We start from the raw sequence: 15,253 nt of genomic DNA on the forward strand, positions 1-15,253 counted from the left end.
CGAACCCGGGTTCCGGCCGCACCAAGAGTCCAAGACCAGCATCAAGACCAGCGGTGGAGCCAGCTCCACCCACGAAGGGAACTACTCATGGCCGGCAGCGACGAGCAGCAGCTCGGGCTCACCCATGTCCGTGAAGACGGCTCCGCCCACATGGTGGATGTCTCCGCCAAGTCCGAAACCACGCGCGAGGCCACGGCGCAGGCCCGGCTGCGCACCACCGCCGACGTGGTGCAGCTGGTGTCCGCGGGCGGACTGCCCAAGGGGGACGCCCTGGCCGTGTCCCGAGTCGCGGGAATCATGGGGGCCAAACAAACGTCCACCCTGATTCCGCTGTGCCATCCGCTGCCGCTCACCAAGGTGACGGTGGACTTCGAAACCGGGGAGGCCGACGTCGTCATCCGTGCCACAGCGAAGACCAGGGCCGTCACCGGCGTGGAAATGGAAGCCCTGACCGCCGCTACGGTGGCGGCCCTTACCCTCTACGACATGATCAAAGCGGTGGACAAGCATGCCTCCATCAGCGATATCCAGGTGCTCGCCAAATCCGGCGGCGAGAGCGGAGACTGGAGCCTGTGAGCGCCCTGCCTGACGTCCCGCAGCCCCCGCACCAGCAGCCGCGCCGCACGGCGGCCGTTCTCATTGCTTCCACCCGGGCCGCCCGCGGCATTTACGAGGATGAATGCGGTCCCCTGGCAGCGGACTGGCTCTATGCGCTCGGGTACGACGTTGTCCTCGCCGAGGTGGTGCCCGACGGCGACGAGGTGGGGGAGGCGCTGCGCCGGATGCTTGCGCTGGAACCGGCCGTGATCCTCACCAGCGGCGGCACCGGTCTGAGCCCCGATGACCGCACCCCCGAACAAACACTCCCGCTGCTGGACCGGGAAGTCCCCGGGATCATGGAAGCGCTGCGGGCGGACGGGCGCACCAAGACCCCCATGGCCGCCATCAGCCGCGGCCACGCCGGAACCGCCGGACGGACCTTCATCGTGAACCTGCCCGGCTCGCCCGGGGCCGTCGCGGACGGCCTGGCGGTGCTGGAACCGGTCATCGGACATATCTGCGGACAGTTGGAAGGACATCATGAGCACTGACACAACAGGCGGCAACGGGTCGGAAACCGCCTCGGAAGTCATTAACGCCACCGTCTCCGACCTGCCCCTTAACGCAGAGCATGCGAACAGCGCCGCCTGGTCGCCGGCCTGCGGCGCCGTGGTGGGGTTCAGCGGAATTGTCCGCGACCACGACGGCGGAAGGGACGTTGCCAGCCTGTCCTACAGTGCGCATCCCAGCGCTGAAGAGGTGATTGCCGCAGTGGCGGCTGACATTGCGGCTAAATATGACGGCGTTCGGGTTTGGGTGGGACACCGGACCGGTCCGCTGCAGATTGGCGACGCAGCCCTGGTGGCGGCCGTCGCCGCCGCGCACCGCGGCGTGGCCTTCAGCGCATGCTCCGAACTGGTGGACACCGTCAAGGAGCGGGTGCCCATCTGGAAGGAACAGGGATTCCAGGACGGAACCACCGAATGGGTGGGCGTCAGCGGCTGACCCGGCCCTGTCACCGGGGCTCCGCTGTGACCGGTAATCTGGAGGCATGACTGAGCAACTAGCCGTAGCCGTCCTCGGGGCCGGCGGCCGCATGGGATCCGAAGCCGTGAAAGCTGTTGAAGCTGCGCCTGATTTGAAGCTGGTGGCGGCGCTTGGCCGCGGCGATTCGCTGGACACCCTTGTTTCCTCGGGTGCGCAGTACGTTATTGACCTCACGGTCCCGGACAGCACCGAAGCCAACGTCCGCTTCGCCGTCGAGCACGGCATGCACGCCGTCGTCGGCACCACCGGCTGGGACGCGGACCGGCTGGAACGCCTCTCAGCCCTTTTGGAGGAGCACCCCGGCACTGCAGTGCTCATCGCTCCGAACTTTGCCCTCGGCTCAGTCCTGGCCACGGCGTTTGCCGCCCAGGCTGCCAGGTACTTCGAATCGGTGGAAGTTATCGAGCTGCACCACCCGGACAAGATCGATGCACCGTCCGGCACCGCGGTCCGCACGGCAGCGCTGATTGCGCAGGCCCGTGCCGAAGCGGGAGTGGACCCGTCCCCGGATGCCACCGCCAAAGAGGTTCCCGGTGCCCGCGGCGCGGACATTGACGGCGTCCGGGTGCACTCAGTGCGGCTGCGCGGACTGGTGGCCCACCAGGAAGTGCTCTTCGGCGGAGCGGGGGAGCAGCTCACCATCCGCCACGACTCCTTCGACCGGGCGTCCTTCATGCCCGGCGTGCTGCTGGGAGTGCGCGGGGCCGCAGCCCATCCGGGCCTGACGGTCGGCCTTGACGGCTACCTCAATCTCAGCGCTTCCTCCTCCTAAACGCCGCACCATACCCTGATCGCTAAGGAACACGTTGTCTTTCTTCTCCGGGCTTTTCACGAACAAAGCCAAGATCGGCGTTGCGCTGGTCACTCTCCTTCTGGTGTTCTACATGGTGGTCGCCTTTCAGCGCGGCTGGACGCTGCTGACCGCTGACGAGCTCAGCGCCAAGGCACTCGGCGCAGCGTACTTGGTGCTCCCGATCGTGGGGGCCTGGGCGCTGATCCGCGAACTGCAGTTTGGTGCCAAGACCGAAAAAATGGCGCACGTACTCGCTGACGAGGGCGGGCTGCCGGTGGACAACCTCCCGCGTACGCCCGGCGGCCGGATCATCCGGGAGGCGGCCGATGCGGAATTCCCGAAGTACCAGGCCGAGGTTGAGGCTGAACCGGGGTCCTGGCGTGCCTGGTTCCGTCTTTCCTGCGCCTACGACGCCGCCGGGGACCGGAAGCGCGCGCGCAGTGCCATGCGCCGCGCCGGGAGCCTCTACAGGTAAACCTGCCCCGGTCCCGTCCCGTGCGGGAGGGACGATGGAGCTATTTGCCGGTCCGTGAGCTCTGCCGGACCAGCTGCGAGGCGCCGTGGGTCACCATTTCCAACGGTCCGCGGGAACCAAGCCTGGCAAAGCCGATGCCGATGCCGGCAGCCGCGGCTGCTGAAAGCCAAAACAGCAGCACCGGGTCCGGCGGCGCCGCTGAGGCATCCGTGACGGACATGACCCACACATGAAGGCTGTACAGGGTCAGGGTCATGGCCCCGGCGGCGGACAGCGGGAGCAGCAGGTTGGGGCGGGCACGTGTCAGCAGCAGGCACACACCCACGACGGCGGCCGAGGTTCCGGCGGTGTGCAGCAGATCCAGCGGCGTTCCCGAGTGGGGGCCGCTAACTGCGAGCCACCACCAGGATCCGGTCTGTTCCACACCCGCCAGGTTGACCTCCATCATCTGCGCCAGGGGCCAAATGCGTCCGGAATTGGTCTCCAGGACGGCGTCCAGTCCGCCCTGCTCCAGCAGAAGGTAATAACTGAGGAACTTTGCTCCCGCCGCGGCAACAATCCCGCCCGCGACCAGACCCACCTGGACCGCCAGGTCCGCCAGCTTCAGCCGGCCAATCAGCAGCCCAACCAGCAGGTAGCTTAACCACTGGAACACCGGATAAAAGCCGGTAAAAAACACATCCGCGGCCAGTGTGGCCGGCTGCAGAAACGCCTCCCACGTAATGTTGCTGCCCAGCGTTGCCGGAGATACAGAGGCGTAGAGCCACGGCCGGACCAGATAGGCCACGGCGGGGGAGAGCAGCAGCCAGCCGCCGGCCCACAGGGCCAGCTTCGAGGCGCGCAGGCCCACGAACGGCAGGGCCAGCAGGAACAGGATGCCGTAATGGAACAGGATGACGGCGATGGTGGTGTCCAGGCCCCCTAGGGCCAATCCGATCAGGGCAATGATCAGGGCACGCACGGCGATGCCGCGGCGGTCCGATGACAGCGCCCGGCCGGAGCGGGGCTGGCTGCCTCCGGTGAGCAGTGCAAGGCCAATCCCGGCCACTACCGCAAACAAGGCCGAGGAACGGCCGGAAAACACCAGTCCGGTCCAGCTCGGCTCACCCGTCTGCTCGTTGTACAGGGAAAAGATGTGGGTCGCCATCATGCCCAGAAGCGCAACGCCCCGGGCCGCGTCGATACCCGTAAGCCGCCGTCCGATCATGATCTGATCGTCTCACAGCGGCTCCCGACTTCCGGAGCGCCGCCGGTATGGCACCCCGGGTGCCGCGAACGGAGTGCGCATTGTCCCAAGGATGCGTGCAACAGGTAACGTTTTACCCATGGCTGACTCTGATATTCGTGCACTTCCGTTTGGAACCCTCGTCACCGCAATGGTGACCCCGTTCACCGAGGACGGAGCCGTGGACTTTGATGCCGCGGCCCGCCTTGCCAACAAGCTGGTGGAAGACGGCTGTGACGGGCTGGTGGTGTCCGGAACCACGGGCGAGACGTCCACCCTGGAGGACAGCGAAAAGGAAGACCTCTTCCGGGTCGTCGCCGAAACCGTGGGCGGCCGGGCGAAAGTTATTGCCGGAACCGGGACCAACCACACGTCCCATTCCGTGGAAATGGCCCGCCGGGCGCTCCGGGCCGGGGCGGACGGCCAGCTTGTCGTGACGCCGTATTACAACAAGCCCACCCAGGCCGGCGTCGTCGCGCACTTCGAAGCCGTTGCTGCCGCCACCGACCTGCCGATCATGATCTATGACATCCCCGGCCGCGCCGGCATCGCGCTTTCCACGGACACCCTGGTCCGGCTCGCCAACATCCCCCCGGTCCTGGCGCTGAAGGATGCCAAGGCGGACTTCGCCGCCGTTACCCGCGTCCTGGCCAACACCACCCTTGACGTCTACGCCGGCGACGACGGCCTGACCCTGCCGTGGATGGCCGCCGGAGCCGTGGGCGTGGTCAGCGTGAGCGCCCACGTCGCCACCGTCCAGTTCCGTGCCCTGGTTGATGCCGCTGCAGCGGGCGATTTCGCCACCGCCCGTCGCATCCACTTCGAGCTGGATCCCGTCATCCGCGCTGTCATGACCCACATTCCCGGCGCCGTGTCCGCCAAGCAGATCCTGAAGATGCAGGGAGTTATCCCCGACGCGACCGTCCGGCTGCCGCTCGTAGGCCCGGACGCCGTCGAAATGGAGACGATCCTGACGGACCTGGCCGAAGCCGGCTGGGACTTCTCCCGTGCCCGCTCCGAGAGCAAGGCGTAACGCATCATGACCGAAACAGCGGAACCTGCCCTGAGAACCCCGCCGCCCCTGGCAGAGGACACCCTGCGGATTGTTCCGCTTGGCGGCCTCGGCGAGATCGGCCGCAATATGGCGGTCTTCGAGATCAACGGCAAACTGCTGATCGTGGACTGCGGGGTCCTCTTCCCGGAGGAGAACCAGCCGGGCGTGGACCTGATCCTGCCGGACTTCTCCTACATTGAGGACCGGCTGGATGACGTGGTGGGCGTGGTCCTCACCCACGGCCACGAGGACCACATCGGTGCCGTTCCGTACCTGCTGCGCCTGAAGCAGGACATTCCGCTCATCGGTTCCCAGCTGACCCTGGCCCTGGTGGAGGCCAAGCTGCAGGAACACCGCATCAAACCGTTCAGCTTCACCGTTACCGAGGGGCAGGTGGAACAGTTCGGGCCGTTCGAGTGCGAATTCGTGGCCGTGAACCACTCCATTCCCGATGCCCTGGCCGTGTTCATCCGCACCGCCGGCGGCACGGTCCTGCACACCGGCGACTTCAAGATGGACCAGCTGCCGCTGGACGGCAGGATCACCGACCTGCGTGCCTTCGCCCGGCTGGGGCAGGAAGGCGTGGATCTGTACATGGCGGACTCCACCAACGCCGATGTTCCGGGGTTCACGACGGCAGAGCGGGAAATCGGCCCGGTGCTGGAAGCGCTTTTCGGCAAGGTCAAGAAGCGCATCATCGTGGCGTCCTTCTCCTCGCACATCCACCGCGTCCAGCAGGTCCTGGACGCTGCGGCGGTGCACGGCCGCAGAGTCTGTTTCGTGGGCCGGTCCATGGTGCGCAACATGGCCATTGCCGAGAAGCTCGGGTACCTGAACGTTCCCGAGGGGATCCTGGTGGATCTCAAGAACGTGGATGAAATACCGGATGACCGGCTGGTGCTGATGTCCACCGGGTCGCAGGGCGAGCCCATGGCGGCCCTGTCCCGCATGGCCAACGGCGACCACCGGATCCGGGTGGGCCGCGGAGACACCGTCATCCTCGCGTCGTCGCTGATCCCGGGCAATGAAAACGCCGTCTTCCGGGTGATCAACGGTCTGATGAAGCTGGGCGCGGACGTGGTGCACAAAGGCAACGCCAAGATCCACGTCTCCGGACACGCCTCGGCCGGCGAGCTGCTGTACACCTACAACATCCTCAAGCCGAAAAACGCCATGCCGGTGCACGGTGAGACCCGGCACCTGATTGCCAACGGCAAACTGGCCGAGGCCACGGGCGTGGCCGCTGAAAACGTCATCCTGGCCGACGACGGCACGGTAGTGGACCTGCGCGACGGCAAAGCGAGGATTGTGGGCGCGGTGGAGTGCGGCTTTGTCTACGTGGACGGCTCCAGCGTCGGCGAGATCACCGACACCGACATCAAGGACCGTGTCATCCTCGGCGAGGAAGGCTTCATTTCGGTCATCACCGTGGTCAACCGCAGCACCGGCACCATTGTCTCCGGCCCGGAGATCCATGCCCGGGGCTTCGCGGAGGACGATGCGGTGTTCGACGAAATCAGGCCCAAGATCAGCGCCGCCCTGGAAGAAGCCGTCACTTCCAACAAGGACCACACCACCTACCAGCTCCAGCAGGTGGTCCGCCGCGTGGTGGGCACCTGGGTCAACCGGCGCCTGCGCCGGCGCCCGATGATTGTTCCGGTGGTCCTGGAAGCCTAAGCCGGAATCCTCCCGGGAGGCGGCCGGGATGAACTCCTACGGGGTCGGGCAGACGCCCAAATCCGCGGATTGCCCGCCCCCATCGGGTACGGTGGAGCGTATGGCCACTCGTACTTCCCCTGCCGCGCGCGGCGGTGCTTCCGGCCGGACCACCAGCCGGAACACCGGGGGCACCTCAGGAAAAAGCTCCGGTAAAACCCAGCCCCGGGGTAAGGCAACCAGCCGCTCAGGCGGTGCCGGCAAAGCGCAGGCAAACGCCGAACAGGTGCCGCTTCCGCTGCGCGCCGTTCAGGGCGCCTGGATGGGAATGGCGCGCCTCGCCGGTGCAGGCATCCGCAAACTCGGTGCCGACGTCAGCCCCGACCGCGACATCCGCCGGGACGGCACCGGATTCTTTCTGATCCTCACCGCCCTGGCCGTGGCCACGGTTGAGTGGTGGGCACTGCGCGGTCCGGTAGCGGACGTCATCCATGCAGGCGCGGCCGGCACCTTCGGCTGGATGGCCGTCGTCTTGCCCTTCCTGCTCCTCACCGGAGCCGTTCGGCTCTTCCGTTACCCGGAACGCCACCGTGCCAACAGCCGCATCAGCATCGGGCTGACCCTGATACTTTTCGCCGGATCCGGCATCACCCACATCGTGGGTGGTTCCCCCTCCCTGACGGACGGCTTTGACCGGTTGTGGGCCTCGGGCGGCATTGTCGGCTTCCTCGTCGCCGGACCGCTCTCTGCTGCACTGACAGTCTGGCCGGTGGCAATCCTGCTCGGTTTTCTGGTCTTCGTGGGCCTGCTCATCATCACGGCCACCCCCTTCCGCCATATTCCGCTGCGCCTGCGCGGCCTGTATGAGCACCTCATGGGCCAGGACCTCGCCCCGGACGATCCCGAGGCACATGACCAGAGCTACCTCTACGAACGGGACCGCCGGCCGGCCAAGGCACCGAAAAAGAAGTCACGGATGTTCGGCCGCAACGCCGAAGCGGGCGAGCAGATCCCTGTTGAAGGCTTCGCCGGGGACGAAGCGTTCGAGCGCGCTGTCCTGGCCGACGAAGACGAGGAAGCAACGGCAGCAGCGGCCAAGGCCGCGCCCGCCGTCCCGCCCGGAGTCCGGCGGCCCACCCGGTCCGAACTGGCCACGCAGAAGATCCGCCGCCAGCAGGGACTTCCGGTGGACAACGGATTCGACGGCGCCGAGCCGCCCACCGAGGCCATTTCCACGGTTCCCGAAGCCGCCGAGGCCCTTGCCGCCCCCGGGCTGCCGGCCGTGCCCGCTGCGCCTGCCGTGCCGCCGGTCCCGGCACGGACTGTCCGGAACCTCACGCCCGCCACGCCCATCCCGCAGCGCACGGAACAGCTTCAGCTCTCGGGCGACGTCACATACACCCTGCCGCCGTCGGAATTCCTGCCGGCCGGACCGCCGGCCAAGGAACGCTCCGAAGCCAATGACCTCGTGGTGGAGGCCCTGACCAATACCCTGGACCAGTTCAAGGTGGAGGCGCACGTGACCGGCTTCAGCCGCGGACCCACGGTGACACGCTATGAAATTGAGCTGTCCCCGGGCACCAAGGTGGAGCGGGTTACCGCGCTGTCCAAGAACATCTCCTACGCGGTCGCCTCCTCGGACGTGCGCATCCTGTCTCCGATTCCCGGCAAGTCCGCCATCGGCATCGAAATTCCGAACGCTGACAAAGAAGTGGTGGCCCTGGGCGACGTGCTGCGCTCCAATGCAGCCCGGAAGACCGAACACCCGATGGTGATGGGTGTGGGCAAGGATGTGGAGGGCGGCTTCGTGGTCGCCAACCTCGCGAAGATGCCGCACCTGCTGGTGGCCGGTGCCACCGGTGCCGGTAAGTCCTCTTTCGTGAACTCCATGATCACCTCCATCCTGATGCGCTCCACGCCGGACGAAGTGCGCATGGTGATGGTGGACCCCAAGCGGGTGGAACTGACCGCCTACGAGGGCGTGCCGCACCTGATCACTCCGATCATCACCAATCCCAAGAAAGCCGCCGAGGCCCTGCAGTGGGTGGTCCGGGAAATGGACACCCGCTACGACGACCTCGCCAACTTCGGCTTCAAGCACATCGATGACTTCAACAAGGCCGTCAAGCTCGGGAAGGTCATTCCGCCGGCAGGGTCCAAGCGCGTGGTCAAGGCCTACCCGTACCTGCTGGTGATCGTGGACGAGCTGGCCGACCTGATGATGGTTGCCCCGCGCGACGTCGAAGATTCCATTGTCCGCATCACCCAGCTCGCCCGCGCCGCCGGAATCCACCTGGTGCTTGCCACCCAGCGGCCGTCCGTCGACGTCGTCACCGGCCTGATCAAGGCAAACGTGCCCTCGCGCATGGCGTTTGCGACGTCGTCGGTCACCGACTCCCGCGTGGTCCTGGACCAGCCGGGAGCAGAAAAACTGCTCGGCCAGGGTGACGCCCTGTTCCTGCCCATGGGAGCCAACAAGCCCATCCGTGTTCAGGGCGCCTGGGTCACGGAGTCGGAAATCCACCGGGTGGTGGAGCATGTGAAGGGCCAGCTGGGCGCGGTCTACCGCGAAGACGTCACCGTCTCTGCGCCCAAGAAGCAGATCGAAGACGACATCGGCGATGACATGGACGTCCTGCTGCAGGCCACAGAGCTGGTGGTCACCACGCAGTTCGGTTCAACCTCCATGCTGCAGCGCAAGCTGCGGGTCGGGTTCGCGAAGGCCGGACGCCTGATGGACCTGCTGGAGTCGCGCGGCGTCGTCGGACCTTCCGAAGGGTCCAAGGCCCGCGACGTGCTGGTCAAGCCCGATGACCTGGCGGCAACGCTGGCGGCCATCAGCGGGGGAGAGGCCGCCAACGGCCCCGCCTCCGCTGAAACGGCGGCCCTGGCGGACAACGCCAACGTCAACCACGGTTTCGGAACCGAACCCGCGGACGGGCCCGTGGACCTGGTGGCCCAGGACCTGGAGGGAAGGCAGCAGGCCACCGAGTATTACGACGGCGAAGGCGACGACGACGGCGGTTCCGAAGATGCATGGAGTCTGACCGGGCGGTGAATCCCCGCTAGGCTGGAAGTGTGAGCAATTCTTCTACCGGCAACGCCCCCCTCCTGAACATCGCCAACGTCCTGACGGTTGTGCGGATCCTGATGGTTCCGCTGTTTATCTGGCTGCTGCTGGCCGATGACGGCAGCCACGGCCTGTACCGCTGGCTGGCAGTCGCCACGTTCGCCGTCGCCATCTACACCGACAAGCTTGACGGCGATCTGGCCCGCAGCCGGGGGCTGATCACAGACTTCGGCAAGATTGCCGACCCGATTGCCGACAAGCTGCTGATCGGCTCGGCCCTGGTCATGCTGTCGGCGCTGGGCGAGCTGTGGTGGTGGGTGACGATCGTGATTCTGGTCCGCGAAATCGGCATCACGCTCATGCGGTTCGTGGTGATCCGGTATGGAGTGATGGCGGCCTCCCGCGGCGGAAAACTCAAGACCGTGGTGCAGACCCTGGCGATCTTCCTCTACCTCCTGCCGCTGACAACGTGGCTCGGAAGCTGGGCCTGGTGGATCAGTGCCGTTGTCATGGCTGCCGCCCTGGTGATCACCGTGGTCACGGGCATCGATTACGTCATCAAGGCGGTCCAGCTGCGCCGCAGCGCGCTGCGGAACCGGGATGGCCGGTGACCTTGCCCGCAACGGGGAGAGCCTCCGGCTCCGCCGATGCCGCAGCCGTGGTGCATGCCGCCGCAGCGGCCGGTCTGACGCTGGCCACCGCCGAATCGCTGACCGCCGGCATGGTGGCGGCGGAGCTCGGCACCGTTCCCGGCGCGTCAGCCGTGCTGGCCGGGGGAGTGGTGGCGTACTCCAACTTTGTGAAGAAAAAAGTCCTGGGCGTGGATGCCGGTCTGCTGGACGCCGCGGGATCGGTGGATGCCGAGGTGGCCCGCCAAATGGCCGACGGCGTCCGCCGCGTTCTTGAGACCGACCTCGGGGTCTCCACTACCGGGGTTGCCGGGCCCGAACCGCACGACGGCAAGCCTGTGGGCTGCGTGTTTATCGCGGCAGTGTCAGCTAACCGGTCGCTGGTTTCCGAGTTTTCCTTTTCCGGGGACCGGGCAGCCATCCGCGGGCAGGCCCGCGACGAAGCACTGTTGCTGCTTGCCCGTCTCCTGGCTGAGCGGCCCGATCACGGGCCGGAAAAATAAGCACCCGGGAGAGGGCAAATGGTGCCGGGAACAAATCCCGGGGACGCTGAGTTGTTAGTATCAGGAAGCACCAAGGTTTCCCAATTACGATCTCTAGATATCTGCGGGACAGCCGCAGCCGGACCACATAGGGAGCAGGACGATACAGATGGTTAAGCAACCCGTATCCGTGAACGGCGTTATTCGCTGGCGGGATGTAGGGTTGGCGGAAGATGCACACCGGGAACCAAAGGAGCGCAAAATGGTTGTTCTTCGTCATGAAATTGGCGACGTACTGCGCGATGTACGCCAGCGTCAGGGCCGCACCCTGCGCGAGGTATCGCATAGCGCACGCGTTTCACTTGGTTACCTCAGCGAGGTGGAGCGGGGGCAGAAGGAAGCATCATCAGAACTTCTGTCGTCAATCTGCACCGCGCTTGATGTGCCCTTGTCCCTGATGCTTCGTGAGGTCAGTGACCGGGTGGCGAGCGCCGAAGGCATCGCCATACCCGATACCGTGCCGTCGGAATTCTCGCGCGAGTTTGCCCGCGATTTCCCGGAGGACATGGCTCGGGACCTGGCCCGCACTCCGTAGACCTACATCCGCAGTGCTGCCGCTCCAACGGGCAGCCTGCCCAGTGCCAAGAAGAGACCCCGCCGAAACGGCGGGGTCTTTTTTGGCTGGTCAGCGGCCGTTGAGTCTGTGCCGCCGCGGGGCAGGGCGGGGAGGCATCACCGTTCGCGGGCGTAGGAATGGTTGAGTTTGGTCAGCAGGGAACCGAGCTGCTCCAGCTCCCCATCGTCCCAGTCCTCCAGCAGCGTCCGGAACAGTTCCTTGCGGGCGGACTGCGTCTTGGCCAGTGCCTGAGAGCCGGCAGCGGTGAGGGAAATGGACTGGGCGCGTCCGTCCAGCGGGTCCGCGTGCTTCTGGACCAGGCCCAGTGATTCCAGCATGACAATCTGCCGGCTCACGGACGGCTTGCCGATGCCGATACTGGCGGCAATGTCCGTCAGTCTCATGTCCTGCTGCTTCTGCAGCAGGACCAGCAGTCCGTAGGCTGCCGGTTCCATATCCGGATGCACCTGGCGGGCCACCTTGTAGGAGTTGGACCGTGCCCGGCGCCACAGCACTGACAGGGCTTGCTCCAAGGTGTCGATGGCCGCTTCGTGGCGCCCTGCTTCTGGGGAGGATTCCTGCTCGGTCATGGACTCCATTCTAGAGGCGCACGGTCATGAGAAGATTAAGCGATGCGACTCAGTGATTTCTGGCGGCTCATGGATGATGAGTTTGGGCCGGCCTACTCCAGGGTGCTTGCCGCGGACCTCGTTCTCGGCTCCCTGGGCGGGAGGACGGCAACGGAAGCCCTCAGCCGGGGAATGGAACCCAAGTCTGTGTGGCTGGCGGTCTGCGATGTCCAGGATGTCCCGGCGGAACGGCGGCTGGGGCGGGATATCCCACCCCGGAAATGAGGCTGGCCGCCTTAAACGGGAGACACGCCGAAGGGAATATTCGAATACCTGTTCGGATAAGGCTAAGCTCCTACACAGGGGCCGACCGACCGCAAACCTGCCCCGGATATCCCCACGGCAGTCCGCTCCGCTGTTTTGTCAGTGCCGCCGCATATGGTCGTAGGTGAGCAGGACAACCGGCCTCCGGGCCACGTAAAACCACAACAACCGAGGTGAAGAATGGCAGCAGCAGTCGACCGCGCAAAGGCACTTGAAGCAGCGCTGGCCCAAATCGATAAGCAGTACGGCAAGGGCTCGATCATGCGGCTTGGAGACGAGGTCCGCGCTCCGGCGGAGACCATCTCCACCAGTTCGATCGCCTTGGACCTGGCACTTGGCATAGGCGGGCTTCCCCGCGGCCGCGTCGTGGAGATCTACGGCCCGGAATCTTCGGGTAAGACAACCCTGGCGCTGCATGTTGTTGCCAACGCACAGAAGAGCGGCGGCATTGCCGCATTCATCGATGCCGAGCATGCCCTGGACCCCATCTACGCCGCACGGCTCGGCGTGGATACGGACTCGCTGCTGGTGTCCCAGCCGGATACCGGCGAGCAGGCACTGGAAATCATGGACATGCTGATCGGTTCCGGTTCGGTTGACGTGGTGGTCATCGACTCCGTGGCCGCACTGGTTCCCCGCGCCGAAATCGAGGGCGACATGGGAGACAGCCATGTGGGCCTGCAGGCCCGGCTCATGAGCCAGGCCCTGCGCAAGATCGCCGGCCGGCTAAGCCACACCAACACCACGGCCATCTTCATTAACCAGCTCCGCGAAAAAATCGGCGTCATGTTCGGCAGCCCGGAAACCACCACGGGCGGCAAGGCGCTGAAATTCTATGCCTCCGTGCGCATCGACGTCCGGCGCATCGAGACGCTGAAGGAGGGTACGGTTCCCGTGGGTAACCGCACCCGCGCCAAGATCGTCAAGAACAAAATGGCCCCGCCGTTCAAGCAGGCCGAGTTCGACATCATCTACGGCACGGGTATTTCCCGCGAGGGTGGATTGATCGATATGGGTGTGGAGCACGGCTTCGTTAAAAAGTCCGGCGCCTGGTTCACCTATGACGGTGACCAGCTGGGCCAGGGCAAGGAGAACGCCCGGAAGTTCCTGCGCGACAATCCGGAACTGACAGATGAGCTGGAACGCCGGCTGCGTGAAAAGCTGGGCATCAGCGGACCGGCCGGCGAGGAAACTCCCGCCGAGGCGAAACTCAAGGCCGTTCCGAAGAACTCCTAGGCATCATGCAGCAGCAAACCAGCGGATTTCCCCCGGCAGACAGACCGTCGGGGGACTCGGACGCAGCGCCGCGGGAGCAGATGCGCGACCCGTACGGCGCTGCACGCACGATTGTGCTGCGGCAGTTGACAAGTGCCCCGAAGAGCCGGCATCAATTGGCAGTGAAGCTGGCCGATAAGGACATCCCGCAGGACGTCGCCGAGGCGGTCCTTGACCGTTTTGAGGAAGTCCGGCTCGTGGACGACGCTGAGTTCGCCCGCATGTGGGTGGACAGCAGGTCGCGTTCCAAGTCCCTCGCCCGGGGTGCGCTGAAACGGGAGCTTGCCGAGAAGGGTATTTCGGGGGAGCTGGCAGCCGAAGCCCTGGAACAGGTCAGCGACGAGGATGAGTTGGAGGCGGCCCGCGCGCTGGCGCGGAGGAAGCTGCAGTCGTCAGTGAACCTCACGGACCGGGCGGCCCGGGATAAGCAGGCAAAGCGGCTGGTCTCCATGCTGGCCCGCAAGGGATATCCTCCGTCGGTGGGATACCGGGTGGTCAACGAGATCATCGGCGATGTGCTTGAAGCGCACCCCGAGGATGAGTGGTAGAAACCCCGGGGCAAACCTGATGCAGTGACGTATGCTGGGCCACAATGTTGACTCTGTTGCTGCCGGGGAAGAAGTTCACCCGTCTTACCGCGGGTTCCGCCGTGCTGGCCGGGGTGCTTGCCGCCTCGGTCTTTAGTGCTGCCCCCGCCTCCGGTACCGGGTTTCCCTCCTGGGAGCAGGTGGAGCAGGCCAAGCTCAGCGTTGAAGCCAAACAAGCGCAGGCCGCGGAAATTGAGGTCCTCCTTAGCGAACTGTCTGCCGAGGCGGGAAGTGCGGGAACCAGGGCTGTCCAGGCGGCAGCCGATCACCAGCGTGCCGTGGACGAGGCCGGGATCAACCGCCGCGCCATCGACGTCCTTGCTGCCCAGCGGCTGGAAGCGTCCCGGAAGGCTTCGGAGTTGGCCGGGCAAATGGGTGCACTCGCGGCGCAGACCTACAAGACAGGCGGCATGGACTCCGGCCTGCTCCTGATGCTGGATGCCGATGCCGCAGTGGGTGCCATGGACCGCCTCACCACGCTGCACACCATCTCCGGCCGCACTGACAGCCTTCAGCTGCAGGCCAGTTCGGCCGCGCAGGTGCTCGGCAGCCTCGAGGAGCGAGAAGCTGCCGCCCTGGACATCAGGGAAGAATCCGTGGCTGCGTCCCGGCGGCTGGCGGCTGAGGCACAAACAGCTGCGGCTGCAGCGGACCAGGCAGTGCAGGACACCGAGGAGCGCAGCGCCGTGCTGCTGGAGCAACTGGCCGAGCTGCGGGACAGCAGTGCACAGGCCGAAGCGCAGCGGTTGAGCGGACTGCAGGCAGAGGAAACCTACCGCGCACAGCAGGAAGCCCGGGCCTCCGAAGAAGCCGCGAAGGAAGCTGCAGCGGCCGCTGCCGGTGGCAGCGGCACCCGGAATCCGGCTCCGCCGCCGGCAGAAACAGGCCAGGATCCGGTGATTAATCCCACC

Annotated in this window: 16 protein-coding genes and 1 pseudogene; 15 read left to right on the forward strand and 2 right to left on the reverse strand. The window is 65.8% G+C overall.

The window, feature by feature from the left end; translation table 11 throughout:
• Window positions 1-87 precede the first annotated feature (87 nt).
• The 5 genes from moaC to QMA10_RS06885 are packed head-to-tail and all read left to right on the forward strand — an operon-like array spanning window position 88 to window position 2,855.
• A complete protein-coding gene (moaC, locus tag QMA10_RS06865; RefSeq protein WP_290167079.1) occupies window positions 88-576 on the forward strand; it encodes a cyclic pyranopterin monophosphate synthase MoaC in 489 nt (162 codons plus the stop codon).
• Window positions 573-1,091: a MogA/MoaB family molybdenum cofactor biosynthesis protein gene (locus tag QMA10_RS06870; protein WP_290167080.1), complete on the forward strand. Its 519-nt coding sequence runs from the start codon at window positions 573-575 to the stop codon at window positions 1,089-1,091. Before moaC ends, QMA10_RS06870 begins: the two co-directional genes overlap by 4 nt.
• Window positions 1,081-1,545, forward strand: coding sequence for a molybdenum cofactor biosynthesis protein MoaE (locus tag QMA10_RS06875; RefSeq protein ID WP_290167081.1), 465 nt, complete (start codon window positions 1,081-1,083; stop codon window positions 1,543-1,545). Before QMA10_RS06870 ends, QMA10_RS06875 begins: the two co-directional genes overlap by 11 nt.
• Window positions 1,546-1,591: 46 nt before the next feature.
• Window positions 1,592-2,359, forward strand: coding sequence for a 4-hydroxy-tetrahydrodipicolinate reductase (gene dapB / locus QMA10_RS06880; RefSeq protein ID WP_290167082.1), 768 nt, complete (start codon window positions 1,592-1,594; stop codon window positions 2,357-2,359).
• 34 nt (window positions 2,360-2,393) lie between these two features.
• Window positions 2,394-2,855, forward strand: coding sequence for a hypothetical protein (locus QMA10_RS06885; RefSeq protein ID WP_290167083.1), 462 nt, complete (start codon window positions 2,394-2,396; stop codon window positions 2,853-2,855).
• Between the two features lie 40 nt (window positions 2,856-2,895).
• Here QMA10_RS06885 and QMA10_RS06890 read toward each other — a convergent pair whose 3' ends face one another.
• On the reverse strand, window positions 2,896-4,062 hold the full coding sequence (locus QMA10_RS06890; protein WP_290167084.1) for a heparan-alpha-glucosaminide N-acetyltransferase domain-containing protein: 1,167 nt from the start codon (window positions 4,060-4,062) through the stop codon (window positions 2,896-2,898).
• A gap of 118 nt (window positions 4,063-4,180) precedes the next feature.
• Between QMA10_RS06890 and dapA the strand changes: the two genes are divergently transcribed.
• The 6 genes from dapA (at window position 4,181) to QMA10_RS06920 (ending at window position 11,566) form a co-directional block, all read left to right on the forward strand.
• Entirely contained in the window at window positions 4,181-5,113 is a 933-nt protein-coding gene (gene dapA / locus QMA10_RS06895) for a 4-hydroxy-tetrahydrodipicolinate synthase (protein ID WP_290167085.1), read from the forward strand.
• 6 nt (window positions 5,114-5,119) lie between these two features.
• Window positions 5,120-6,811, forward strand: a complete 1,692-nt coding sequence (locus QMA10_RS06900; RefSeq protein ID WP_290167086.1) for a ribonuclease J — start codon at window positions 5,120-5,122, stop codon at window positions 6,809-6,811.
• A gap of 100 nt (window positions 6,812-6,911) precedes the next feature.
• A complete protein-coding gene (locus tag QMA10_RS06905; protein ID WP_290167087.1) occupies window positions 6,912-9,848 on the forward strand; it encodes a DNA translocase FtsK in 2,937 nt (978 codons plus the stop codon).
• A 20-nt stretch (window positions 9,849-9,868) separates the two neighbouring features.
• Window positions 9,869-10,471, forward strand: a complete 603-nt coding sequence (pgsA, locus tag QMA10_RS06910; RefSeq protein WP_290167088.1) for a CDP-diacylglycerol--glycerol-3-phosphate 3-phosphatidyltransferase — start codon at window positions 9,869-9,871, stop codon at window positions 10,469-10,471.
• A 47-nt stretch (window positions 10,472-10,518) separates the two neighbouring features.
• Complete coding sequence (locus QMA10_RS06915) at window positions 10,519-10,992, forward strand: nicotinamide-nucleotide amidohydrolase family protein (protein WP_290167104.1); 474 nt, start codon at window positions 10,519-10,521, stop codon at window positions 10,990-10,992.
• Between the two features lie 148 nt (window positions 10,993-11,140).
• Window positions 11,141-11,566 carry a helix-turn-helix transcriptional regulator gene (locus tag QMA10_RS06920; protein ID WP_290167089.1) on the forward strand — a complete coding sequence of 142 codons (426 nt, stop codon included), beginning with the start codon at window positions 11,141-11,143 and terminating at the stop codon, window positions 11,564-11,566.
• A gap of 137 nt (window positions 11,567-11,703) precedes the next feature.
• On the opposite strand, the gene QMA10_RS06925 is transcribed toward QMA10_RS06920, so the two are convergent.
• The gene (locus tag QMA10_RS06925) at window positions 11,704-12,177 is read right to left on the reverse strand and encodes a MarR family winged helix-turn-helix transcriptional regulator (protein WP_290167090.1); all 474 of its coding nucleotides are present in this window, start codon (window positions 12,175-12,177) and stop codon (window positions 11,704-11,706) included.
• Between the two features lie 42 nt (window positions 12,178-12,219).
• On the opposite strand from QMA10_RS06925, the gene QMA10_RS06930 reads away from it, so the two are divergent.
• The 4 genes and pseudogenes from QMA10_RS06930 to QMA10_RS06945 form a co-directional block, all read left to right on the forward strand.
• Entirely contained in the window at window positions 12,220-12,441 is a 222-nt protein-coding gene (locus QMA10_RS06930; protein WP_290167091.1) for a DUF3046 domain-containing protein, read from the forward strand.
• Window positions 12,442-12,660: 219 nt separating this feature from the next.
• Window positions 12,661-13,716, forward strand: coding sequence for a recombinase RecA (gene recA, locus QMA10_RS06935; RefSeq protein ID WP_290167092.1), 1,056 nt, complete (start codon window positions 12,661-12,663; stop codon window positions 13,714-13,716).
• An 80-nt stretch (window positions 13,717-13,796) separates the two neighbouring features.
• Window positions 13,797-14,303 carry a regulatory protein RecX gene (locus QMA10_RS06940; protein ID WP_290167105.1) on the forward strand — a complete coding sequence of 169 codons (507 nt, stop codon included), beginning with the start codon at window positions 13,797-13,799 and terminating at the stop codon, window positions 14,301-14,303.
• A 44-nt stretch (window positions 14,304-14,347) separates the two neighbouring features.
• A pseudogene (locus QMA10_RS06945) lies at window positions 14,348-15,253 on the forward strand (hypothetical protein); the annotation flags it as partial.

The sequence above is a fragment of the Arthrobacter sp. APC 3897 genome (assembly GCF_030407495.1).
In the GTDB taxonomy this organism is placed as follows: domain Bacteria; phylum Actinomycetota; class Actinomycetes; order Actinomycetales; family Micrococcaceae; genus Arthrobacter_B.